This is a genomic window from Rhizobium sp. Root483D2 (assembly GCF_001426685.1).
Lineage (GTDB): Bacteria > Pseudomonadota > Alphaproteobacteria > Rhizobiales > Rhizobiaceae > Pararhizobium > Pararhizobium qamdonense.
Window position 1 is genome coordinate 1 of sequence record NZ_LMFB01000013.1, and the last position, 18,469, is coordinate 18,469.

General features: G+C 57.6%; 31 protein-coding genes and 2 tRNA genes. 20 read left to right on the forward strand and 13 right to left on the reverse strand.

The features are described 5' to 3' along the window. Positions 1-93: 93 nt before the first annotated feature. From ASD32_RS11480 to ASD32_RS11510, 6 genes are all read right to left on the reverse strand, one after another. Positions 94-465, reverse strand: coding sequence for a hypothetical protein (locus ASD32_RS11480; protein ID WP_060638186.1), 372 nt, complete (start codon positions 463-465; stop codon positions 94-96). Between the two features lie 128 nt (positions 466-593). Beyond that, positions 594-884 (reverse strand): hypothetical protein, encoded by a 291-nt coding sequence (locus ASD32_RS30015; RefSeq protein ID WP_060638187.1) that lies wholly within the window; start codon positions 882-884, stop codon positions 594-596. Between the two features lie 205 nt (positions 885-1,089). Further along, complete coding sequence (locus ASD32_RS30020; protein WP_060638189.1) at positions 1,090-1,386, reverse strand: hypothetical protein; 297 nt, start codon at positions 1,384-1,386, stop codon at positions 1,090-1,092. Further along, positions 1,383-1,703 carry a hypothetical protein gene (locus ASD32_RS11500; RefSeq protein ID WP_060638190.1) on the reverse strand — a complete coding sequence of 107 codons (321 nt, stop codon included), beginning with the start codon at positions 1,701-1,703 and terminating at the stop codon, positions 1,383-1,385. The genes ASD32_RS30020 and ASD32_RS11500 overlap by 4 nt, the downstream gene beginning before the upstream one ends. Further along, positions 1,703-2,623: a DUF2312 domain-containing protein gene (locus ASD32_RS28965; RefSeq protein WP_082546749.1), complete on the reverse strand. Its 921-nt coding sequence runs from the start codon at positions 2,621-2,623 to the stop codon at positions 1,703-1,705. The genes ASD32_RS11500 and ASD32_RS28965 overlap by 1 nt, the downstream gene beginning before the upstream one ends. After that, positions 2,620-2,856 carry a hypothetical protein gene (locus ASD32_RS11510; protein ID WP_060638191.1) on the reverse strand — a complete coding sequence of 79 codons (237 nt, stop codon included), beginning with the start codon at positions 2,854-2,856 and terminating at the stop codon, positions 2,620-2,622. The genes ASD32_RS28965 and ASD32_RS11510 overlap by 4 nt, the downstream gene beginning before the upstream one ends. An 82-nt stretch (positions 2,857-2,938) precedes the next feature. Here ASD32_RS11510 and ASD32_RS11515 point away from each other — a divergent pair, with 82 nt between their 5' ends. Both ASD32_RS11515 and ASD32_RS11520 read left to right on the forward strand, forming a co-directional pair. Beyond that, complete coding sequence (locus ASD32_RS11515; protein WP_060638192.1) at positions 2,939-3,682, forward strand: helix-turn-helix transcriptional regulator; 744 nt, start codon at positions 2,939-2,941, stop codon at positions 3,680-3,682. Further along, positions 3,682-5,130, forward strand: a complete 1,449-nt coding sequence (locus ASD32_RS11520; protein ID WP_060638193.1) for an ATP-binding protein — start codon at positions 3,682-3,684, stop codon at positions 5,128-5,130. Before ASD32_RS11515 ends, ASD32_RS11520 begins: the two co-directional genes overlap by 1 nt. A gap of 112 nt (positions 5,131-5,242) precedes the next feature. Here the strand turns inward: ASD32_RS11520 and ASD32_RS11525 are convergent, their stop codons facing one another. Next, entirely contained in the window at positions 5,243-5,542 is a 300-nt protein-coding gene (locus ASD32_RS11525; protein WP_060638194.1) for a hypothetical protein, read from the reverse strand. Next, positions 5,532-5,771: a hypothetical protein gene (locus tag ASD32_RS11530; RefSeq protein ID WP_060638195.1), complete on the reverse strand. Its 240-nt coding sequence runs from the start codon at positions 5,769-5,771 to the stop codon at positions 5,532-5,534. The genes ASD32_RS11525 and ASD32_RS11530 overlap by 11 nt, the downstream gene beginning before the upstream one ends. A 168-nt stretch (positions 5,772-5,939) precedes the next feature. Between ASD32_RS11530 and ASD32_RS11535 the strand changes: the two genes are divergently transcribed. The 16 genes from ASD32_RS11535 (at position 5,940) to ASD32_RS11605 (ending at position 13,713) form a co-directional block, all read left to right on the forward strand. After that, positions 5,940-6,170 carry a hypothetical protein gene (locus tag ASD32_RS11535; RefSeq protein ID WP_060638196.1) on the forward strand — a complete coding sequence of 77 codons (231 nt, stop codon included), beginning with the start codon at positions 5,940-5,942 and terminating at the stop codon, positions 6,168-6,170. After that, positions 6,167-6,358, forward strand: coding sequence for a hypothetical protein (locus ASD32_RS11540; RefSeq protein WP_060638197.1), 192 nt, complete (start codon positions 6,167-6,169; stop codon positions 6,356-6,358). Before ASD32_RS11535 ends, ASD32_RS11540 begins: the two co-directional genes overlap by 4 nt. A 5-nt stretch (positions 6,359-6,363) precedes the next feature. Then, complete coding sequence (locus tag ASD32_RS11545; protein ID WP_060638198.1) at positions 6,364-6,588, forward strand: hypothetical protein; 225 nt, start codon at positions 6,364-6,366, stop codon at positions 6,586-6,588. Further along, positions 6,585-6,725 (forward strand): hypothetical protein, encoded by a 141-nt coding sequence (locus ASD32_RS29560; RefSeq protein ID WP_156383147.1) that lies wholly within the window; start codon positions 6,585-6,587, stop codon positions 6,723-6,725. Before ASD32_RS11545 ends, ASD32_RS29560 begins: the two co-directional genes overlap by 4 nt. Positions 6,726-6,735: 10 nt before the next feature. Then, positions 6,736-7,812 carry a hypothetical protein gene (locus tag ASD32_RS11550; RefSeq protein ID WP_060638199.1) on the forward strand — a complete coding sequence of 359 codons (1,077 nt, stop codon included), beginning with the start codon at positions 6,736-6,738 and terminating at the stop codon, positions 7,810-7,812. An 11-nt stretch (positions 7,813-7,823) separates the two neighbouring features. Next, entirely contained in the window at positions 7,824-8,630 is an 807-nt protein-coding gene (locus tag ASD32_RS11555; RefSeq protein WP_060638200.1) for an ERF family protein, read from the forward strand. After that, positions 8,623-9,285, forward strand: coding sequence for a lambda exonuclease family protein (locus ASD32_RS11560; RefSeq protein WP_060638201.1), 663 nt, complete (start codon positions 8,623-8,625; stop codon positions 9,283-9,285). The genes ASD32_RS11555 and ASD32_RS11560 overlap by 8 nt, the downstream gene beginning before the upstream one ends. 2 nt (positions 9,286-9,287) lie before the next feature. Further along, positions 9,288-9,755: a hypothetical protein gene (locus ASD32_RS11565; RefSeq protein ID WP_060638202.1), complete on the forward strand. Its 468-nt coding sequence runs from the start codon at positions 9,288-9,290 to the stop codon at positions 9,753-9,755. Then, positions 9,752-10,432, forward strand: a complete 681-nt coding sequence (locus tag ASD32_RS11570) for a hypothetical protein (RefSeq protein WP_060638203.1) — start codon at positions 9,752-9,754, stop codon at positions 10,430-10,432. Before ASD32_RS11565 ends, ASD32_RS11570 begins: the two co-directional genes overlap by 4 nt. Continuing rightward, the gene (locus tag ASD32_RS11575; protein WP_060638204.1) at positions 10,429-10,800 is read left to right on the forward strand and encodes a hypothetical protein; all 372 of its coding nucleotides are present in this window, start codon (positions 10,429-10,431) and stop codon (positions 10,798-10,800) included. The genes ASD32_RS11570 and ASD32_RS11575 overlap by 4 nt, the downstream gene beginning before the upstream one ends. Next, positions 10,797-10,997, forward strand: a complete 201-nt coding sequence (locus tag ASD32_RS11580; RefSeq protein ID WP_060638205.1) for a hypothetical protein — start codon at positions 10,797-10,799, stop codon at positions 10,995-10,997. Before ASD32_RS11575 ends, ASD32_RS11580 begins: the two co-directional genes overlap by 4 nt. Further along, on the forward strand, positions 10,997-11,704 hold the full coding sequence (locus tag ASD32_RS11585; RefSeq protein ID WP_060638206.1) for a hypothetical protein: 708 nt from the start codon (positions 10,997-10,999) through the stop codon (positions 11,702-11,704). The genes ASD32_RS11580 and ASD32_RS11585 overlap by 1 nt, the downstream gene beginning before the upstream one ends. Next, a complete protein-coding gene (locus ASD32_RS11590) occupies positions 11,701-11,883 on the forward strand; it encodes a hypothetical protein (RefSeq protein WP_060638207.1) in 183 nt (60 codons plus the stop codon). The genes ASD32_RS11585 and ASD32_RS11590 overlap by 4 nt, the downstream gene beginning before the upstream one ends. Next, a complete protein-coding gene (locus tag ASD32_RS11595; RefSeq protein ID WP_156383148.1) occupies positions 11,883-12,287 on the forward strand; it encodes a hypothetical protein in 405 nt (134 codons plus the stop codon). Before ASD32_RS11590 ends, ASD32_RS11595 begins: the two co-directional genes overlap by 1 nt. Positions 12,288-12,470: 183 nt before the next feature. After that, the gene (locus tag ASD32_RS11600) at positions 12,471-12,710 is read left to right on the forward strand and encodes a hypothetical protein (protein ID WP_060638209.1); all 240 of its coding nucleotides are present in this window, start codon (positions 12,471-12,473) and stop codon (positions 12,708-12,710) included. Beyond that, entirely contained in the window at positions 12,688-13,713 is a 1,026-nt protein-coding gene (locus ASD32_RS11605) for a tyrosine-type recombinase/integrase (RefSeq protein ID WP_244490154.1), read from the forward strand. The genes ASD32_RS11600 and ASD32_RS11605 overlap by 23 nt, the downstream gene beginning before the upstream one ends. Positions 13,714-13,799: 86 nt before the next feature. On the opposite strand, the gene ASD32_RS11610 is transcribed toward ASD32_RS11605, so the two are convergent. From ASD32_RS11610 to ASD32_RS11630, 5 genes are all read right to left on the reverse strand, one after another. Next, positions 13,800-13,876 (reverse strand) — tRNA-Arg (locus ASD32_RS11610). Positions 13,877-13,916: 40 nt separating this feature from the next. Then, positions 13,917-14,222: an ETC complex I subunit gene (locus ASD32_RS11615; protein WP_060638211.1), complete on the reverse strand. Its 306-nt coding sequence runs from the start codon at positions 14,220-14,222 to the stop codon at positions 13,917-13,919. Positions 14,223-14,443: 221 nt separating this feature from the next. Further along, positions 14,444-14,520 (reverse strand) — tRNA-Pro (locus tag ASD32_RS11620). A 100-nt stretch (positions 14,521-14,620) separates the two neighbouring features. After that, positions 14,621-15,106, reverse strand: a complete 486-nt coding sequence (locus ASD32_RS11625) for a DUF192 domain-containing protein (protein WP_060638212.1) — start codon at positions 15,104-15,106, stop codon at positions 14,621-14,623. Then, a complete protein-coding gene (locus tag ASD32_RS11630) occupies positions 15,106-15,684 on the reverse strand; it encodes a cold-shock protein (RefSeq protein WP_060638213.1) in 579 nt (192 codons plus the stop codon). Before ASD32_RS11630 ends, ASD32_RS11625 begins: the two co-directional genes overlap by 1 nt. Before the next feature lie 195 nt (positions 15,685-15,879). Between ASD32_RS11630 and ASD32_RS11635 the strand changes: the two genes are divergently transcribed. Together ASD32_RS11635 and ASD32_RS11640 are read left to right on the forward strand one after the other, a co-directional pair. Beyond that, entirely contained in the window at positions 15,880-16,320 is a 441-nt protein-coding gene (locus ASD32_RS11635) for a VOC family protein (protein WP_060638214.1), read from the forward strand. A gap of 271 nt (positions 16,321-16,591) precedes the next feature. After that, positions 16,592-18,019, forward strand: a complete 1,428-nt coding sequence (locus tag ASD32_RS11640) for a YcbK family protein (RefSeq protein ID WP_060638215.1) — start codon at positions 16,592-16,594, stop codon at positions 18,017-18,019. The last annotated feature ends 450 nt before the right edge of the window (positions 18,020-18,469 follow it).

Here is an 18,469-nt window from a genome sequence, read left to right on the forward strand (position 1 = left end):
TCGCCGCCGTCAAATTGGCAGCAGTAAGAATTTGGATCAGATCGTTATGAGTCCACGGCCTAGCCGCCTGGGGGAGCCGGATCGTCGCGAAGCTCAGGGGCGATCTTGAAAGCCAACCACCTTGAGGACCGCAGCAAAGAACGAGCGAAACAAATGCGCGTCTTCGCCACCCAGGAGAGCTGTGGCTCGTTCGATTGCTGCGTCATTGGTGCGCACCTCCTGTCGTGCATAGTGGAGCCCGCTGACCGCCTCGACGCGGAACAGTTCTTCTGGGCTGATAGAAATTCGGGGATCCGCGTACCAAGTGTCCTTGGTGCGGGTGTAGGACCAACCAAGGCGGCGAGATGCGATCTCAATGCGCCGCTGGACATTTCCAACGGACATCGGCGCAATTTGCTGCCTTAAAGCACCCTGACAAAACTCAACTGTCGACATTTCTGATTTCTCCGACGCCTTTTCGGACATTTCCGACAACTCCTGTGGCTGAATGATCCTTGTTCAAAGGGACCAAAAACATGACCACAGGCATTCAAGAGAGAGACGACGAGGTGGGCCCTGCAAGGCTTTCTCTCGTCGCTCCCGGCCCGCCGGGGTTAGGCGATCCGGTATTGCTTGGTGACGTGGTTTCCCTCGTCATTTCCGACCTTTCCGTCAGGCGAACGATCGCGACAGAAGAACGGGGTAAGGAATTGGCCGGCCGCGTGCTGCACTTCGTGCCATCGCTGAAGCCTCGAACCGAATAGAACGCGTTCCTCGTAGGACTGCGGGAGCAACTTGACGGGCTCTTTCTTCCGCTTGTGAGCGCGAACGGCCATCACGATCAGAACGATGTGCGGGATGCAGACGACGGCGAGAGCCAGGGCAATGATGATGGTTTTAGACATTTCACTTACTCCCGAAATTGTGGGCAAGAACGATCCCGGCCGCTGTCCTCGTGGCGCCGGACCACTTGCTTGCAGGGACGTCGAGCGCGGCATTGTGGTCCGCCGCAACTTTCCGCGAGCCGCGCTCGACGGCCGACTGCGCAGGGCATGTCGGCTCGTGCTCATCAAAAATTCGGGCGAAATCTGTTTCAAAATTCCGCATGGCTCAGACCTCCGCGCCGAAGATGCTGAAAGCATCCGGAGAATTGATCTCCTGATGAGCCCGTCCATAGAAAGAGGTCCTGGCAGCGGCACGCTTAATGCGCGCCAAGCCAGCTGCGGACTTGATGTTCGGGAAACTGCGCCCGTGCTGATGGGCGAGAGAAAGAACAGCGTTCCCATTCGTATAGATCGCAGCGCCGCAGTTCTTCGCCACCTGGGCGGAGTTCATGCCGCACTCGATGCCGCCATCAATCTGCGCAAGGCGCTGTTTCGTTGATGCACGCTCCCACCACGTTTTCATGCTGCTCTCCTGACCTTGAAGGTTTGTTTGTTCTCCGCCGCGCGAAGCTCATCGACGAGCGCGATGATCTTCGACCAGTGCATGGCTTTGCCTCTGCCCTTGGCGCCGACCCGCTTGACGCAGTTCATGTTTCGAACCATCGAAAGCTGGTAACCTTGCTCAAGCAGATAGATTTTCACGCTGTCGTAAGACGCGGTTTCCCCTGGCTGGAACCGGCGCACCGTGCCGCCTCTCGCCTCGAACTCAGCGACAAGCGCGGAAGTGTCGATCCTTTTGATCGGCCGGCGGTCGCTGGGCGTGAATTTGAAAGAGAGCATTATGCTTCCTCCCTTTCGCGCTCGACCGGCGCTGCCATGCAGTCCCGGCAATGAACGCGACCTTGACCGCCGCATGTCTCCTGACCGGGGCGCCGGCAGTTCGGGCGCAGGATCAGCGCGTTCGCGATCCGCAGTTCGTCCATGGATGGTGCTGGCTTGGGAGTGGTGACGGCTTGCCCCGATTGAGTGCTTTCAATGCCGACGGTTTCGTCGGAACGGCCTGGATAGCGGTTGGAGCCACCATCCATTTTTACGCCACCATCATCAGGGCTTGGTATGCTCGGTTCGCCGCCGGGAACCGCCAAGGCTGCGGGCCGGGTAACATCGTCTGCCGTTTCCGGCGAATTCTCGGGGAGACCGACCGGAGACCCGGCCTCCCCTGTAGCTGTGTCATTGGAGGAGGAGATGACAGCAGCGGCCGACGCGGGAGGCGCGTCGGATCGGGTATTGAGCGGGCCATTGCCGAATTTGCGAGCGACAGCATCAGCTATAGCGACCGTTTCAGCGTGGCCCTTCTCGGAAATCAGACCAAGGGCGACGGCCTCGGCGGAGAGCGCCTTGGTATCGTCCATGCTTTCGGACATGCGGGCACGGCGGCGAGCATCGCGGTCGATGATCTCTCCCGTTTCTGCGTCAAATTCTTCAATGTTTTCTCGTGTACGCGCAGACGCACGCGCCTGCGGGCCTTGGTAGGCGGAAAGATAGATGTCGAAGATCGCCTCTTTCTCGGCAATCGTGTCTGCACCCTTCTTCTCGATCTTGCGGAGATGGGTGACAACATCGCCGAGGCCGGTTTTATCGAAGCCGAGAGACTTGGCTTCCGCGTAAACGGCTTTAATATCCTCGCCGATGGCGTCCTGCTCATCCTTCAAGCGAATGATGCGCTCGATGAACGATTTGATCTGTGCTTCGGCGCTCATGCTGATACCCTCGCCGCAGATGCATGGCGAGCAGCCAGCCACTGCCAATCGACACCCTTGATCGCCTTGGCCGCCGACGCCGCGATGACGCCGGGCCAATGCTTCGGAGCGATGCTTTCCCGCAAACGCATTTGGCGAGCGGCTTCGTATCCGCAACCGACATCGGATGCGAATTCGGCGATGGTGGGCCACTGATCAATGAGGGCCGAAATGGAAGAGGGTGAGTTGCTCATTCCAGTATCGTACAAAAAGTACGACGATAGCGCAATAGCAAATCGTACACATTGCACGATAAAAGTCGGTCATAATGTACGAATGACGGAACCGAAAACCAGATTGAAAGAAGCGCGGGCGGCTGCAGGCTTCGCTTCGCCCACAGACGCGGCGAACGCTTTCCCTCGCGATATCAATAAGAACACCCTCATCAGCCATGAGAATGGCAATAGGCCGATATCCCGCAAAGCCGCTGAGAAGTATGGCGAGCTGTTTGGCAAAAAAGCGGGCTGGATACTCTTCGGCGAAAATGGTGCTGATGACGGATCCACGCCTGCGCGCCCGCCGCCCGAGCTTACGCTACTGCGCACTGGCCTAGTCGCCGGCCGCTTGGCTGGCACCGTTGAAGCCGGGACATTCCGCGAGGTTGATGAGTTCGACCAATCCGAGGCCGTTGAGATCCTCCTGCCCCGCGATGAAAAGTTCCCCAACGCCAGGCAGCTCGTGTTTGACGTTGGCGGCGATTCACTGAATGAGTTGCGCCCTCGCCCCATACTTTCCGGCGACCGGCTGGTTTGCCTCGCCTATGAGGATGTCGCCCATGAGGTTGAGTTGCGGGACGGCATGGTCGTCGTGGTGCAGCGGACCCGGGACAGCGGGCACTTCCGCGAATGGTCGGTGAAGCAGATCGAGCTCTACAATGATCGGGCGGAGTTTCACCCGCGGTCCTCGAACCCCAAGCACAAGCCCATAGTCGTTCATCACGACAGCGAGGCTGACGACGGGGTGTCAGTCGAAATCATTGCGCTCGTCCGGCGAGTGATGAACGAGATGCCGGGGTTCTGATGATCCACGACCCTGCCAAACTTATAAGGACCCTCATTTCTCGTCCTCGGGAGACGGAGTGGTTAGAGTTCAAAGTCGGAAATTTCAATCCAGAATCCGTCGGGAAATACGTTTCTGGCCTCGCGAATTCGGCGATTTTTGCTGGCGAGAACAAGGCATATTTTATCCTAGGCATTGAGGACGACACGCACCAAATAGTAGGGACCAATATCAAGATCGACGAGGAACGCGTTGGCAAAGACACTTTCCTCTTCTGGCTAAATGGCAGACTAACGCCACAAATAAACATCGAGCATGCTTCAGTCGATTTTGACGGCAAAACAGTGCAAATTTTGTGCATCGACCCTTCGTATCAACACCCAGTTAAATTCAATGGTGATGCCTACATCCGAATTGACACTTCCCTTCAACAGCTCGCTCGACATCCCGAAAGAGAACGCGCCGTTTGGCAGGCTACAAGCCGGTTTGCCTTTGAGCAGGGCATTGCCAGGTCGCACGCAACAATTGATGCGATTTACGACCACTTTGAAGTTCACAAACTGCTCACAGCGTTAGGCGTGGCTCGGCCGAATGTAGCATTGGCAGCTGACAGAATGGTCGCTGAAGACCTAATCCTTGATAACCAGCAAGGTGGTTTCGACGTTACGAACCTCATGGTCCTTGCAGCCGCAAAGGACATGAGGTCGTTCTCCGGATTTTCTCGAAAGGGAGTTCGGGTGATAACATACGCGGGGAAATCTAAACTAAATTCGAAAAGTGATGCCGAAGGGAAAAAAGGATACGCAGTTAGTTTTGGGCCACTTCTTGCGTACATCATGGATAAAATTCCACACCGGGAACAGTTGCAACACGGCCTACGGGTGAAAGTCTATGATATTCCTGAGGTGGCCGTCCGAGAAATACTAGCGAATGCGATTATACATCAGGATTTCACCGCACGAGGTGACGGTCCCGTGGTTGAAATCTATCCTGATAAAGTAAAAATCATCAACCCCGGAAAACCCCTAATCCCGACGGACAGGTTTATCGATTCCCCATCTCGATCGAGGAACGACCGCTTTGGACATTTGATGCGGCGCATCGGAATATGCGAAGAAAGAGGCTCAGGAATAGATCGCGCGCTGACCGAAATTGAAAAAAACGTTTTGCCAGCTCCAATCTTTCAGGAGATTGAGGACACAACGGTCGTCACACTTTTCAAGTCTCGTGATTTCGCCGACATGACCAGAGACGATAGAGTGAGGGCCTGTTATCAGCACGCCTGCCTCGGATGGGAAAAAAACGACTATATGAGCAATGGATCGTTGCGTAAGCGATTAGGTCTCACCGACAAGCAGTATCCTCTTATCTCGATTGTAATTGCCGATGCCAGGGATGCTAAGCTGATAAGGCCCCTTGACGAAGATCAAGCAAATCGAAACGCACGATACGTTCCGTATTGGGCGTGACCGACACAACCACTAGATGAGATACCTTTCAATTTTTATCCCCTATCTTTCAATGGCTTTTGTCAGCTTTGAAATGTTTAGCTTTATGTAAACGATATCTTCCCATACAGCCTTAAGCAGCAGAGACGCTTAGTTGACAGTCTTTGCAAGTCTGCGCAATCTCCTTCATAAACCATCGCTTCGGCTCCTTGCACATATAGGAATTACCGTCGTCGCCGACGAAGTTCATGATCGGCAGCACGCAGAACTCCTCGTCATCGCCGATAGGCGCGAACCGAGCGACTGTGAACGAGTTGCCGGGAAAACGGCCGCACAGGTAGTGCTCCAGACGCTCCTTCGCCGCGATGACCTTATCCCGCTGCTCGAATGGCGGGACGATGATGTATTGAATTACGTCTCTTTCAGTACGCATAGGGGGCTCCTCCTCCGCTGATTCCAACTAGCCGGCCAATGACGCTGTCGCAGGGTCGGCAACGAAACGGGATTTTTTCCAGATAGACACTCTCGATCAGCTCGTCGGCATCGCGCGGCACGTCGTCGCCGACTGGCATCTCCACCACCTTTAAACTATCCCTCAGGCAGTTCTCGCACCGAATATGGAGCGTGAACGGCGCGGCTGATTTCAGAACTGCATAGCCCATTTTGTTCTCCTTTCGTTCTATGAAAACAGAACGCTTGGAGAGAGTCGAATCGTTTTTGCTGATTCGGCTAAAAATACATTCCTCGGTTAAATCGTACAAAATGTACTTTACATTCTATCGTACATAACGTACGTTCATTCTCAACAAACCGCTTCACGGAGTTGAGACATGGACATCCAGGCAGCAGCAAAGAAGATCATCGACGAGGCGAACACCAAGAGCCCCGGCGCGGCTTCGATCTACCTCGCAGAGAACATCCGCTTCCATCAGGACAAGTGCGCGACGATCATTCGCTCGTCGAGGAAGCCTGCGGGCTGGACGCTCGGCGGTCACACCGAACTCATCCAGATGCTGATTTCGGCACAGTCGAAACGTCATGCTTTGCAGGTGGCGGCATGAACACGCCCCTCCACTCTCTTTACGACAAGATCGAAGCTCTCGGCGGCGCGGTGAACAGCGCCGAGGATCGCGCTCACCAGCAGGCCGTCGATGCCGCTCTGTCGATCCTTCGCGAAGCCGGTTTCGGTCGCGGCTCTTTCATTTCTCAGGCTGAGCGTCCGCGCCAGTACCTACAGGCAGCGGAGTAATCGCGATGACGACGACGATTGATGACGGCGGCTACGCCTTCCCAAGTCCCGCCGATGAAAAGGCTGGCTGGCACTCGGAAAGCGGGATGACGATGCGCGACTGGTTCGCCGGTCAGGCTCTGGCTGGCCACTATGCTGATTGGGGTCCTCGCAGCATGACCGAGATCGCCACCATGGCCTACACAATGGCCGACGCGATGATCCTCGCTCGGAAAGGCGGTGAAGCATGACCCGCCCCGATCCGATCATCCGTCCCTTCATCCCGCTCACGCCGTCGGCAATCAGCCCGCGTAATCCAAACAACTGGCTGGCCATCGCCGCCACGATCTTTTTTGCGCTCGGCTTGGCCGTCGCAGTTCAGCTTTGAGAAACCCGACATGAGCACCGAAGTATCCACCGACCTGATTATCTCGCTTCCTGCCGTTCCCAACGTCGCCACGTTCACGAACGAAGCCGAGTTCGACAAGCTCTATGACGCGATCCTGAAAAAGGTGAACGAGCATAAGCACGACGTCTCGACGAAGAAGGGCCGGGACGAGATCAAGTCCCTCGCCCACAAGATTTCGAAGACGAAAGTTGCTCTCGACAAGCAGGGCTTTGCCCTGACCGAGGAATGGCGCCTCAACAAGAAGAAGGTGGACGCCACCCGCAACAAGATCGAGGAGCGCCTCGTCGCGCTGCAGACGACGTTCCGCAAGCCGCTGACCGATTGGGAAGATGCCGAAGAAGCGCGTATCAAGCGCCACGATGAGGCGGTTAAGTCGCTTCTCGACTACGTCACCATGTCGGCCGATCACCCGTCAGGCGACCTCAAAGACATGCGCGATGCCGTCGAGGCTGTCGTCGTTGACGAGGCTTGGGACGAATTTCAAGACCGGGCCTCGCTCGCCAAGACCGACGCCCTCGCCGCTCTGGATCGTCTGATCAGTGTTGCCGAACGGCGCGAAGCCGATGCGGCCGAGCTTGAACAGCTCCGCGCAGCGCAGGCCGAGCGCGATCGCCTGGACGCCCAGCGCCGTGCCGAAGAGGAAGCCGCAGCCGCCGAGGCGAAGCGCATCGAGGACGAACGTCAGGCAGAAGACAAGCGCAAGGCAGACATTGCCGCCGCTGCTGCCGAGGCTGCCGCACAAGCCGAACGCGATGCCGCCCAGCGGGTTGCGGACGCCGAGCGGGCTGCAGAAGAAGCCAAGAAGCGCGCCGACGACGAAATCGCAGCTGCGGCAGCGGAAGCCGAACGCAAGGTAGCGGCCGATCGCAAGCGGATCGCCGACGAGCAGGAAGCTGAAGCGGCCGACCAGCGCCGCCGGGACGCCGACCGTGACCACCGGAAGAAGGTCAACAATTCGATCATCACTGCCCTCGTCGAGTGCTCTGGCATCGCAGACGAGCAGGCCATGTCGATCGTCATCGCCTTGGTCAAAGGCACCATCCCCAACGTCACCCTGAAATACTGAGGAGAATGAACATGGGCGCAGTAGCACGTCACGACGAACAGAGCGTTATTCCCATTTCCGACGCGCCAATGGTGGCGATGATCGAACGCATCGTTATGGACCCGTCCATTCCGATCGATCGCCTTGAGCAAATGATGGCGATGAAAGAGCGCATGGAAGACCGCGCTCGAACGACGGCGAAGGAAGACCGGGACTTTGAAGCCCGCAAGGCATACTTCGCAGCTATGTCGGCTTGCCAGAAGCAGTTGCCGGTTGTCGTCAAGTCCCAACGCAACAGCCACACCAATTCGAACTATGCCGACCTGGCTGCGATCGAGGCACAGGCCATGCCGATCATCCATGACCACGGCTTTGGCGTCTCGTTCCAGCCGGACGGATACAACGACAACGGCGAGCTGCGCATCCTTTGGGAGATTTCCCACAATGAAGGATACGTGCGCAACGGCGTCGGCGAAATCCCCGTAGATGGGGCCGGGACCGGCGGCAAGGTCAACAAGACCGGAACTCAGGCTTTCGGAAGCACTGCCACCTACGGCCGCCGGTACCTGCTCTGCATGCTGTTCAACATCAGCACAGGTGATGATCGGGACGGCAACAAGGCTCCTGACACCGGCGGCCCGATCTCTGATGAGCAGACCATTGCCCTTCGCGAAAAGATCGAGGCCGTCGAGGCTGATATCGAGCGCTTCTGCAGCCGGTGGAAAATCGAAGCTCTGAAAGACCTCCCCAAGGGCCAATTCAAGGACGCCATGGTTTCGCTTGACCGGTTCGGCGAGCAGAAAAAACAGCGCAATGCGGAGGATCGCAACAATGGATAATATCGTTCAGGGCTCACCCGAATGGCTGGCCATGCGGGCTGGCAAGGTAACCGCCTCGCGTGTCGCCGATGTCATCGCCAAGACCAAGACCGGCGTGTCGGCATCCCGAGCCAAGTATGCTGGCGAGCTTATCGCCGAGCGGTTGACCGGACAACCGGCGGAACGCTTCACCAACGGCGCTATGGCATGGGGAACCGAAAAGGAACCCGATGCCCGCAAGGCCTATGAGTTCTATCGGGATACTGATGTTGCGGAGGTCGCCTTCGTTCCTCACCCGACGATCGCCGACAGCGGCGCATCGCCTGACGGCTTGGTGGACGTCGAAGGTCTCTTGGAGATTAAGTGCCCCGAAACGCACACCCACATCGAAACGCTGCTCAACAAGGCCGTGCCGTCAAAGTACGTCACCCAGATGATGTGGCAGATGGCATGCACGGGGCGGAAATGGTGCGATTTCGTATCCTTCGACCCTCGCCTGCCCGAATCCATGCAGTTCTTTTGCCAGCGCGTTCATCGCGATGAAGCCGTGATCGCCGAGCTTGAGCGCGAAGTGGTCGTGTTTATCAACGAGGTGCGCGGCAAGGTCGCCGAGCTTCGCCGCCTCTATGAACCGGCCGAAGCGGATCCTGCAGCTTCGATGCTGATGGCTGGCTGATCATGGGCACCGTCAACCGCATCGTAGCAAACGAACTCGACAAGGATATCCTCATCCGGCTGATCCGGGCGAGGAAGCCCCCGTTCACGACAACGATGACGGATGGCAAGCACCGGACGAACCCGCAGAACAAACTGCAGCGGAAATGGATGACCGAGATCGCCGACCAGCTCGGCGATCGGACAGCCGAGGAAGTGCGCGGCGAATGCAAGCTCATGCTTGGCGTACCGATCCTGCGCGCCGAGAACGAGGCATTCTGCAAGGCCTATGACGAACACGTCAAGCCGCTGTCCTACGAGCAGAAGCTGGCCTTCATGATGATGCCGCTTGACTTCCCAGTTACCCGGCTAATGACCACGGCGCAGAGCAAGCAATACCTGGATGCGATCCACCGGCATTACTCGGCGCAGGGTATCTATCTCACCAATCCCGAAGATCGCGGTCGCGCCGAGATGGCGAGGGCGTCATGACGATAGCCCTCAAAGCATATGCCGTCCTCGAAAAGGACGAATACACCGGAGACGTCTATTTCGCCAAACACTCGATCACTGCTGCCAAAGCGGGAGCGAATGAGTATGGCGACGGCGAGCTTGGTTATATCCAGTGCCGCCGAGCGAAGTGGGCCGACGAGTTTGTAGGTCGAGGCGTACCGGCGAAGGTAGCCGTTGATCACGGCTGGAATTTTGAGTGTCACGGTTGTGGCATCCGGATTGATTCCGACCTTGAGTACGAGCGCCGCCTTCCTGTCGAGGGTGTCGTCGGCTCGATGCACGGCCGTGTGTATTGCTGCGCCCGGTGCAAATGGAAGCACATCCGGCAGGAACAGCGCCGGAAGGAACAGCAACAGGCTGCCATCGAGGACTTCAAGGCTATCGTTCGCGCCCGGTTCCCTGACGTGGACTTCGCCGACGACGAAAACGAGTTCCGTGGCCACCACGCCAGCGTGACCCGCTTGGGCCAGTCGAGCGTCTGGCACCGCCAACAGGTCATCATCGCTTTTCGCTTCCCCGGCATGGAGATCGGCCCGGCTCACTACCGGATGGATGATCATCACAAGATCGGGCCTCCGATCGCTGGCTACACTTGCTGCAACGGCGACCGTGAGGCGTTCGAAGCCTATGCCGCTGCAACCCGGAGGACATCATGATCAAGAACACTCCCGGCCCCTTCCTGATCTGCGATCTCCGCGTCGAGTGGAACCGGCGGCCCTACGTCACCTTCTGGCGTCCGAATAACGCCAACTATGCCTACCCGCTCGTTTGGGCTGGCGACTATACCGAAGCCGACGTCATGAAGGGCGGAAGATACTACACGACCGTCGAGGTTGGTTCTTTGATCCGCTTCCCGATCCTGCGCTCGTTGGTAGAGCCGATGGCGGTAGCTCCGGAGCCGGGCCGCATCGACGGCAATACCGGCCCGGTTATCCGCAACGATTCGAGAATGCGAGCTAAGTTGAGGAAGCTCGCTTATCAGCCGGCGCTCTTGGCTTTCGCCAATGCGGAGGCGTCATCATGAACCGGATCGTCCGTCAAATCTGCGACTGGTGGAAGAAGAGAACATTCGACCGCCGTCTTGCCCGTGGCCTGCCCGACGTTGCCGCGCGAAAAAAGCAAATCCAGCTCCGCCGTCGCCAGCACAAGCCGACAAAGCCGATCATAGCCGAAAACTACCAGGACATTCACGAAGCGCTTGGCGTTCGGAGGAGCAAGTAATGACTGACAGACCTATCCTGTTTTCGGCGCCGATGGTCCGCGCCTTGCTCGCCGGGACGAAGACGCAGACCCGGCGGCTGATCGATTTCAAGGGCATTGATGAAGTCATGGACTTTGTGAAGGTCGCAACAGACCCGCAAGGCCGTCCGGTCTATGAGATGAAAGGACGCGCGGGGCAGCACATCGCTATTCCGGCAGGCAAGCATCTGGTGGGTTACAACTGGTCACCTCGCATCGGTGTTGGTGATCGGCTTTGGGTTCGCGAATCGTTCCGTGGGAGCAAGGGCTATAACAATTACCCACCTCGCACTTGGTCTCATTGGCCGGTTCACTATGAGGCCGATGGAGCGCCAGACCCGCACGATGAATTGGAGGAGAACGGTCGGCTTCGGCCTGGCATACACATGCCGCGCTGGGCTTCCCGCCTCACCCTGACAGTCACCGACGTTCGAATTGAACGCCTTCAGGACATAAGCGAGGACGATGCAAAGGCTGAGGGCGCGATCCCATATCATTGCGCCGCTTCGAAGCTGGACTATTACGGCCCTGGCCACGCCATGTGCGGCCAAGATCACCGCGCCGGTTTCTGCCAGATTTGGGAACAGATCAACGGCATCGATAGCTGGAACGCCAACCCGTTTGTCGTCGCCTACACCTTCTCGGTTCATTACGGCAATATCGACCAGATTGCGAAGGCGGAAGGATGATCGGCAACATCATCGCCTACACGCTTGTCATCTGTTTCGCCCTGCCCGGTGTCTGCGGTCTCGTCGCCACCGGAGTGGCGATGCGCAAAAAGGAATACGACGACGCGGTGACGCTGTTCTGTCCGAGCACGGTATTGCTTACGATCGGGCTGTTCTTCGCTTGGGTGTGGGGGATTTAATGGCCCGGCGTGAATTTACAAAGACCGTCTACGCTCAGATTGTGAAGCGGGCTTTGCATCCCAAGCACGGGATATGCTGCGAAGGCTGCGGCCTAGTGCTCGGTGCCAAGCCCTATCATATCGATCACACGATCCCTGACGCGCTGCAGAACGACAAAAGCCAAAAGCTGACGGCTGCAGACGGCAAGTTGCTCGGCGTCGAGTGCTGCCACGCGCCGAAGACAAAGGTCGATGTTGCTGTGATCGCCGAGGCCAAGCGCCGGGAAGCAAAATTTCTTGGCTTCGCCCGCAAGGCCGCGCCGATCAAATCCGCTCCGTTTCCGAAATCCGAGAAGGCCGCCAAGCGAGTGTCGAAGCCCGATCTTCCTCGCCGGCCACTCTACCAGGAGAACAGCAATGGCTGAATTGGAACAAGAACACATCGGCTCTGTCGCCGTGGGCGATAGCGGTGAGCGACCGTGTCCCGGCGCAGATGATCCGCAAGAACGCTGCCCCCGCCACCCATCTGAGTGCAAGTGCTGGCAGATCGATCTAGATCACCCAATGAAGCGTTCCGGTCTCACCCGGCCAGCACGGGAGCGGAAGGAATGACAGCCTCCGCACTCGTCAAAGAATCTGACCTTCACCGGATGGCGAAGATCGCCAAACGGGACGGAGTTCGGGTGGAAATAGAGATAAATGGCACAATCATCAGGATTGCCCCCGATATCCCCGATATCAACAGCCCTAAGAAGATTGACAAGAAACCCAAAGACTTTGCGTCATTCGCAGATTGGCAGGCGTGGAGAGATCAGGAACGTGCTCGTGAAATTCAAAGGCGTTCATAAGGTCAAGCGCGTTCTGGCTGACGGCCAGGTCCGATGGCATTACTACGCTTGGCGCGGCGGTCCCAAGATGCTCTCACCGCCGAATACCGAGGCTTTTGCAGCGGAGCTTTTAAAGCATAGAGAAGAGTGCGCGCCGGCCGAAATCGATACGCTAAATCGGCTCATCGAGATGTTTCAGAAAAGCCCAGCGTTCTCGGCTCTGGCGGAGACAACCCAGGAGAGCCACAAGTTTTCGTTCAAGGCGATATTGAAAGAATGGCCTGAGCTGCCGCTGAAATTCACGCAGCAGCGCGGGATGAAGGCCAAAATTCGCCAGTGGCATCATACGTTCTCAGCCAATCCTCGAACGGCCGACCAGATGCTGTTCTCCCTCTCCCGCGTTTTCACATTCGGGATAGATGAGGAGATGCTCGACAAAAACCCCTGCACCGGGATCGATAGGCTCTACAGCGGATCCCGCAAGGAAAGCGTCTGGACGCCAGAGCTAATCGAACTGTTTCGCGCAAAGGCCAAGCCCCACATGCTGCTCGCCTTCGAAATGGCCATCCATACGGGCCAGCGCCAAGGCGACCTACTCGCGCTCACATGGAAGCAATACGACGGGACGCACCTGTCGATCGAGCAGGGCAAGTCAAAACCCGGGAAGCCAAAGAAGCGGGTGCGGGTCAAGGTGAGCGCCAAGCTCAAGATCATGATCGACGCCCTGCCAAACGACAAACTGCGAATCATGAATAACTCGCGCGGGCGTCCTTGGACGAAGGACGGTTTCAAAACATCGTGGGGGAAGGAATGCGCCAGGCTGAAGATTGAAGGGGTGACATTCCACGACCTGCGGGGAACGTTCATCACCGACCGGCGGCGCGAAGGATCAACAACGGAACAGATCGCGTCGATCACGGGACACTCCATTGCGGAGGTCGGGAGGGTGCTTGAAAAGCACTATCTGGCAACGGATCAACAGACCAGCGATGCCGTCATTCTGAGGATGGAAAAGAACACTTAGTGAATGGAAAATGTAAACGGCCAGCAAAAGGCTGTAAACGGGGTCAAACCTGTTCGTGGAAATAGACTGTAAGTAGCTGAAAAGGTTGGCGACCCCTGCAGGGCTCGAACCTGCGACAACCTGCTTAGAAGGCAGGTGCTCTATCCAGCTGAGCTAAGGGGCCGCTTTTTGGAGGTTTCCCTCCTAGAACCGGCAGTCCAGGATCAATGCGTCCAGGGCTGCGTGCGGCTAAACCGGAAATTATCGCTGTAGGACACGCTCTTGCGGGTTGGCTCCTTCGGCGCGATGACACGGTAATCGATACCGTTGCGCTCGGCATAGGCGACGGCCTGTTCGGCTGTCTCGAAGGTCAGCTTCACCTGCTGGCGCGTATCGCCAGAGCTCGTATAGCCCATGATCGGATCGATGGTGCGCGGCGTTTCCTGATCGAACTCAAGAACCCACAAATTCGTCTTGGCCTTGCCAGACTGCATGGCGGTTTTTGCGGGTCGATAGATTTTCGCGGACATGTCTTGAGCGGCTCCACCATGGTTCATGCTGCCGGCTGCGCCGGTCACTGCGCATTGCCATAGCGCAGAACGGATTAAAACGGAATGACCTAGCAGCGATATATCCGCCAATTTTCAAGCCAGCGCCATTTCGCGGCTGAAAGCCGGTGCTCTAAGGACGAGACAACAGCAAAACAGCCAAGGGTAGTTCGCTGCAGATATTTCAAGAAGGGGAAAATCGATGGTCGGAGTGGAGAGATTCGAACTCCCGACCCTCTGGTCCCAAACCAGATGCGCTACCAGGCTGCGCTACACTCCGTGACCCGTCGATGGCCGGGAGATACACGCTTACCCCTGCCCCTGCAACACTTAAATTGCACAATTCCACAGAGCGGCCGAAAGGAATCATATGTGCCGGTTTACGGCTTCAAACCGGAGATGCGGGCGCTATCGACGATATCGCCGGGCGCAATGGCGAGACGATTGACGGTTCCGCCGTTCAGTTCGAGAACGAAAGCGATGGGGACACGGGAATCGATGATGGCTTCCGATAGCGGCACGGCATTTTCGCGGATCGTCTCGATCTTGCCGTCCTTGGCGATGAACAGCATGTCGAGCGGAAGATAGGTGTTCTTCATCCACATCATCACCTGACGCGTCACGCCAAAATCAAACAGCATGCCGTGATCGCGCGCCATATGGCGGCGGCTCATCAGGCCTTGCGAGCGTTGATCGCTATCGACGGCCAGTTCGACGGTGAATGTATGCACCTTGCCGCCGGTGGAGATGATCTGCAGCGGTGCCGTTTCAAAGGTGATATCGGCGGCTGCGGCACAGACGGGAACGAGCCATAAAAAAAGCGCCACGAGGGCGCTTCCAAACAGGCGCTGAAACGGCGCGCCCATCAGTGTGCCCGGCCGATCGGAGCCGGTACGTCCGGATGGATCTCGGCGGCCATCAGACCCTTGTCGCCATCGCCAAACCGCACCAGCACGGTCTGTCCCGGGCGCAACTCGGTAAGCCCGAACCGACGCAGGGTTTCCATGTGAATGAAGATATCCTCGGTCCCGTCGCCGCGCGTCAGGAAACCGAAGCCTTTTGTACGGTTGAACCACTTGACCAGGCAGCGTTCCAGCCCGCTGGTCGGCGTCACCTGAACATGGGTCTTGACCGGCGGCAGTTGCGACGGGTGGACAGCCGTCGACTGGTCCATGGAGAGAATGCGGAAGGCCTGGTAGCCACGGTCGCGCCGCTGAATGAGCGCCACCACGCGCGCACCTTCCAGAACAGTCTGGTAGCCGTCGCGGCGCAGGCATGTGACGTGGAGAAGGACATCCTGCATGCCGTTGTCGGGGATGATGAAACCGAAACCCTTGGCGACGTCGAACCACTTGATGACGCCGGTTATTTCAACCAGATCGAGCGCGTCATTGGCAAAACCGTCATCCGGCGTGACGCCCTTTGCTGAAATTCTGTCCGCCATGCCTGTCCAGCCCCTCGATTACGCGTCACATCATTACGGTTAACTGATTCTTGACAATCAGAATAACATCGTCCCGCCGCTTATGTGCAAGCCCTGCGATGAAATTTGCCGCCGAAACACGCTAGCTGCCGAGCCTTGCCTCTGGCTGGTTGTCGGCTAAGTATACCCCATCTTCAGCAAAACAAGGATATTCCAATGCGTTATCTGCACACAATGGTCCGCGTCAAAGATCTCGACGCCTCTCTTCACTTCTGGTTGAAGCTTTTCGGCCTTGTGGAAATTCGCCGTTATGAGAATGAAAAAGGCCGTTTCACCCTGGTTTTCCTGGCGGCCCCAGACGATCTCGATCGCGCGAAAGCCGAATTGTCCCCGTGCCTGGAACTCACCTACAATTGGGACACCGAGGATTACACCGGCGGGCGCAATTTCGGCCATCTCGCCTATGAGGTCGATGATATCTATGCGACCTGCCAGCAGCTGATGGACAATGGCGTCATCATCAACCGGCCGCCGCGCGATGGCCACATGGCGTTCGTGCGCTCTCCGGACGGCATTTCCATCGAGATCTTGCAGAAGGGCGACAATTTGGAACCGCAGGAACCCTGGTCTTCGATGGGCAATACCGGCGCCTGGTAAGCTCCGCACAATGCCACTGGGCGATATGTGCTGCAGTGACCCGCACCAAGCTTCGCGGGGCTGCCCATATCGCCTGCGTCAGCGCAGGTTTACAAATAACGGTCCGTTCATTAATGTTTGAGCGAACGTTAATGGAAACATGCCGCACGCACTTTTGAGGTTTGCGCGCGCATTTTTCCGGCTGAACCGGTCAAATCGCATGGGAGGACGCGTGGCAATCCTTAAAAAGGGCCATGCCGACGATGCGGTTTGAAACGTCTGATGAAAGGCCATGACGGCACATGTCGCCCGGCCCGCATTGAGTGGGGATCCAACGTTGCGCCATATTTTCGAGAAAGCGGCGACGATTCGCGGCCTTGGCTGCGCCCTTGCGTTGAGCGTTTCGGCGATGATGCTGTCGGGCTGCGTGTCCGCCGCGAAGGACACGGCCGAAGCAGCATCTGCAAAGGACGATGTGGTACCGGAACTTGCGTCCGGCAATGCAGCGCAAAATGCATCCAGTGCCTATCGGGATCAGCAGGTTTCCGCCGTTGGCGCCAATGGGCAGCCACAGCCGGGCGCACAAGCACCGGGCACAAAGGCAAATGCGATGATGCCTGCCGCCGGCAACGGCCAGCCGGCGTCGCTGACCATGCAGGGTACCGGCCTTAACGCCACCTCCAACAGCATCTTTGCCGTGCAGACGCCCAATGCGGCGCCGGTTCAAGGCGCCACGACGGCGACCGGCAATGCGCCGGTCCCGGCCGGGCATGCCACCGGCGTCAATCCCGCGACAAACAGTCTGTTTAACAGCGGCCAGCCGGCTGCCAACCCGACACCGCTGCCGCTGGAAGGCGCGAGCAATGCCGACGGCGCTGCCGCAGTCCAACAGGTGGCAAGCGCTGAGATCGGCGCGGACGGCACGCCGCTTCCTGTCGCCGTACCGGTCCCTTCAAGCGGCGACAGCATGCGCAGCGGGGCGCCAGAAAAGGCAGCGGCCGTGCAAACCGCGTCCATGGAGGGGCTGAACACCACGACGGCCGCTATCCCTGATTCCGGCCCTTCGCGGAAGAACGATGGTCAGACGGAAGAGCCCGAAAATGCCCTGACGCTGGCTGGCCTATTTGCTGCCAAACGCAAAAGCAGGAGCCAGTTCAACAACGACCGTTTTGCCAACGCGCCGGAGAAAAACACGCAGGTTGCCAGCAATCTGAAACCACAGCAGATGGCGGCACTCGGTTTTACCGCCCTGCCCGGCGTGCGCACGACGTCGATGTTTGCCACCGTCGATGATTCGCAACCGGGACATGATGACGACAGCGCTCCGGTGGAAATGGCGTCATTGTCGGGACTTGCCCGCCTTGCGCCGAACGGGCTCTGGCTGCAAACGGAAAAGGTGGAGACGGGCTGTTTCCAGCCCGACCTGCTGAAGGTCCTGAAAGTGGTGGAAACCCATTACGGCCGCAAGATCATGGTGACATCCGGCCTTCGCGACCTGAAACACAATGCAAGCGCCGGGGGGCGCAAGCACTCGCTGCACACCACCTGCCAGGCTGCCGACATCCAGGTTCCCGGCGTCAGCAAATGGGACCTTGCCGAATATCTGCGCACAATTCCAGGGCGCGGCGGCGTAGGAACCTATTGCCACACGGAATCGGTCCATATCGATACGGGCGAGTCCCGCGACTGGAATTGGCGCTGCCGCCGCCGCAAAGGCTGACAGTAACCACCTGTTTTAATTCAATAATTCCCTGAAAATCTGAAAACATTGCGTTATCAGAACTTTTTTACAGGAAAATGAAATTTGCCGCTTGCGGTATTCAAAACCCCTGACTATAAGACGCCCACACAACGGCTGCGCCCTTCGTCTATCGGTTAGGACACCAGATTTTCATTCTGGGAAGAGGGGTTCGACTCCCNTGTGAACCTCCCCGACATCGATGAAACGATATCTTTTGATGGCTGAAAAGGCCACATGCCGGGCTTTTTTCCGCGTGGAAATTCACCCCGTTTCAGCGCTGTTTTTACTGCGAAAAATCCTTGAAAAAATGCGATTTAGCGCTTGCAGCATCCGGCATGTCTGACTATAAGACGCGCACACCACTGATGCGCCCTTCGTCTATCGGTTAGGACACCAGATTTTCATTCTGGGAAGAGGGGTTCGACTCCC

What these genes read in the sequence shown, in the direction of transcription:
- ASD32_RS29560 (WP_156383147.1), top strand. Translation starts at nt 6,585, where the DNA reads ATGACCCGCCCCGATCCGATCATCCGTCCCTTCATCCCGCTCACGCCG.
- ASD32_RS11595 (WP_156383148.1), top strand. Translation starts at nt 11,883, where the DNA reads ATGGCCCGGCGTGAATTTACAAAGACCGTCTACGCTCAGATTGTGAAG.
- ASD32_RS11535 (WP_060638196.1), top strand. Translation starts at nt 5,940, where the DNA reads ATGGACATCCAGGCAGCAGCAAAGAAGATCATCGACGAGGCGAACACC.
- ASD32_RS11500 (WP_060638190.1), bottom strand. Translation starts at nt 1,703, where the DNA reads ATGCTCTCTTTCAAATTCACGCCCAGCGACCGCCGGCCGATCAAAAGG.
- ASD32_RS11640 (WP_060638215.1), top strand. Translation starts at nt 16,592, where the DNA reads ATGACGGCACATGTCGCCCGGCCCGCATTGAGTGGGGATCCAACGTTG.
- ASD32_RS11530 (WP_060638195.1), bottom strand. Translation starts at nt 5,771, where the DNA reads ATGGGCTATGCAGTTCTGAAATCAGCCGCGCCGTTCACGCTCCATATT.
- ASD32_RS11590 (WP_060638207.1), top strand. Translation starts at nt 11,701, where the DNA reads ATGATCGGCAACATCATCGCCTACACGCTTGTCATCTGTTTCGCCCTG.
- ASD32_RS11480 (WP_060638186.1), bottom strand. Translation starts at nt 465, where the DNA reads ATGTCCGAAAAGGCGTCGGAGAAATCAGAAATGTCGACAGTTGAGTTT.
- ASD32_RS11550 (WP_060638199.1), top strand. Translation starts at nt 6,736, where the DNA reads ATGAGCACCGAAGTATCCACCGACCTGATTATCTCGCTTCCTGCCGTT.
- ASD32_RS11585 (WP_060638206.1), top strand. Translation starts at nt 10,997, where the DNA reads ATGACTGACAGACCTATCCTGTTTTCGGCGCCGATGGTCCGCGCCTTG.
- ASD32_RS11560 (WP_060638201.1), top strand. Translation starts at nt 8,623, where the DNA reads ATGGATAATATCGTTCAGGGCTCACCCGAATGGCTGGCCATGCGGGCT.
- ASD32_RS11575 (WP_060638204.1), top strand. Translation starts at nt 10,429, where the DNA reads ATGATCAAGAACACTCCCGGCCCCTTCCTGATCTGCGATCTCCGCGTC.
- ASD32_RS11635 (WP_060638214.1), top strand. Translation starts at nt 15,880, where the DNA reads ATGCGTTATCTGCACACAATGGTCCGCGTCAAAGATCTCGACGCCTCT.
- ASD32_RS30015 (WP_060638187.1), bottom strand. Translation starts at nt 884, where the DNA reads ATGTCTAAAACCATCATCATTGCCCTGGCTCTCGCCGTCGTCTGCATC.
- ASD32_RS28965 (WP_082546749.1), bottom strand. Translation starts at nt 2,623, where the DNA reads ATGAGCGCCGAAGCACAGATCAAATCGTTCATCGAGCGCATCATTCGC.
- ASD32_RS30020 (WP_060638189.1), bottom strand. Translation starts at nt 1,386, where the DNA reads ATGAAAACGTGGTGGGAGCGTGCATCAACGAAACAGCGCCTTGCGCAG.
- ASD32_RS11570 (WP_060638203.1), top strand. Translation starts at nt 9,752, where the DNA reads ATGACGATAGCCCTCAAAGCATATGCCGTCCTCGAAAAGGACGAATAC.
- ASD32_RS11555 (WP_060638200.1), top strand. Translation starts at nt 7,824, where the DNA reads ATGGGCGCAGTAGCACGTCACGACGAACAGAGCGTTATTCCCATTTCC.
- ASD32_RS11545 (WP_060638198.1), top strand. Translation starts at nt 6,364, where the DNA reads ATGACGACGACGATTGATGACGGCGGCTACGCCTTCCCAAGTCCCGCC.
- ASD32_RS11625 (WP_060638212.1), bottom strand. Translation starts at nt 15,106, where the DNA reads ATGGGCGCGCCGTTTCAGCGCCTGTTTGGAAGCGCCCTCGTGGCGCTT.
- ASD32_RS11540 (WP_060638197.1), top strand. Translation starts at nt 6,167, where the DNA reads ATGAACACGCCCCTCCACTCTCTTTACGACAAGATCGAAGCTCTCGGC.
- ASD32_RS11520 (WP_060638193.1), top strand. Translation starts at nt 3,682, where the DNA reads ATGATCCACGACCCTGCCAAACTTATAAGGACCCTCATTTCTCGTCCT.
- ASD32_RS11515 (WP_060638192.1), top strand. Translation starts at nt 2,939, where the DNA reads ATGACGGAACCGAAAACCAGATTGAAAGAAGCGCGGGCGGCTGCAGGC.
- ASD32_RS11615 (WP_060638211.1), bottom strand. Translation starts at nt 14,222, where the DNA reads ATGTCCGCGAAAATCTATCGACCCGCAAAAACCGCCATGCAGTCTGGC.
- ASD32_RS11600 (WP_060638209.1), top strand. Translation starts at nt 12,471, where the DNA reads ATGACAGCCTCCGCACTCGTCAAAGAATCTGACCTTCACCGGATGGCG.
- ASD32_RS11525 (WP_060638194.1), bottom strand. Translation starts at nt 5,542, where the DNA reads ATGCGTACTGAAAGAGACGTAATTCAATACATCATCGTCCCGCCATTC.
- ASD32_RS11510 (WP_060638191.1), bottom strand. Translation starts at nt 2,856, where the DNA reads ATGAGCAACTCACCCTCTTCCATTTCGGCCCTCATTGATCAGTGGCCC.
- ASD32_RS11565 (WP_060638202.1), top strand. Translation starts at nt 9,288, where the DNA reads ATGGGCACCGTCAACCGCATCGTAGCAAACGAACTCGACAAGGATATC.
- ASD32_RS11580 (WP_060638205.1), top strand. Translation starts at nt 10,797, where the DNA reads ATGAACCGGATCGTCCGTCAAATCTGCGACTGGTGGAAGAAGAGAACA.
- ASD32_RS11630 (WP_060638213.1), bottom strand. Translation starts at nt 15,684, where the DNA reads ATGGCGGACAGAATTTCAGCAAAGGGCGTCACGCCGGATGACGGTTTT.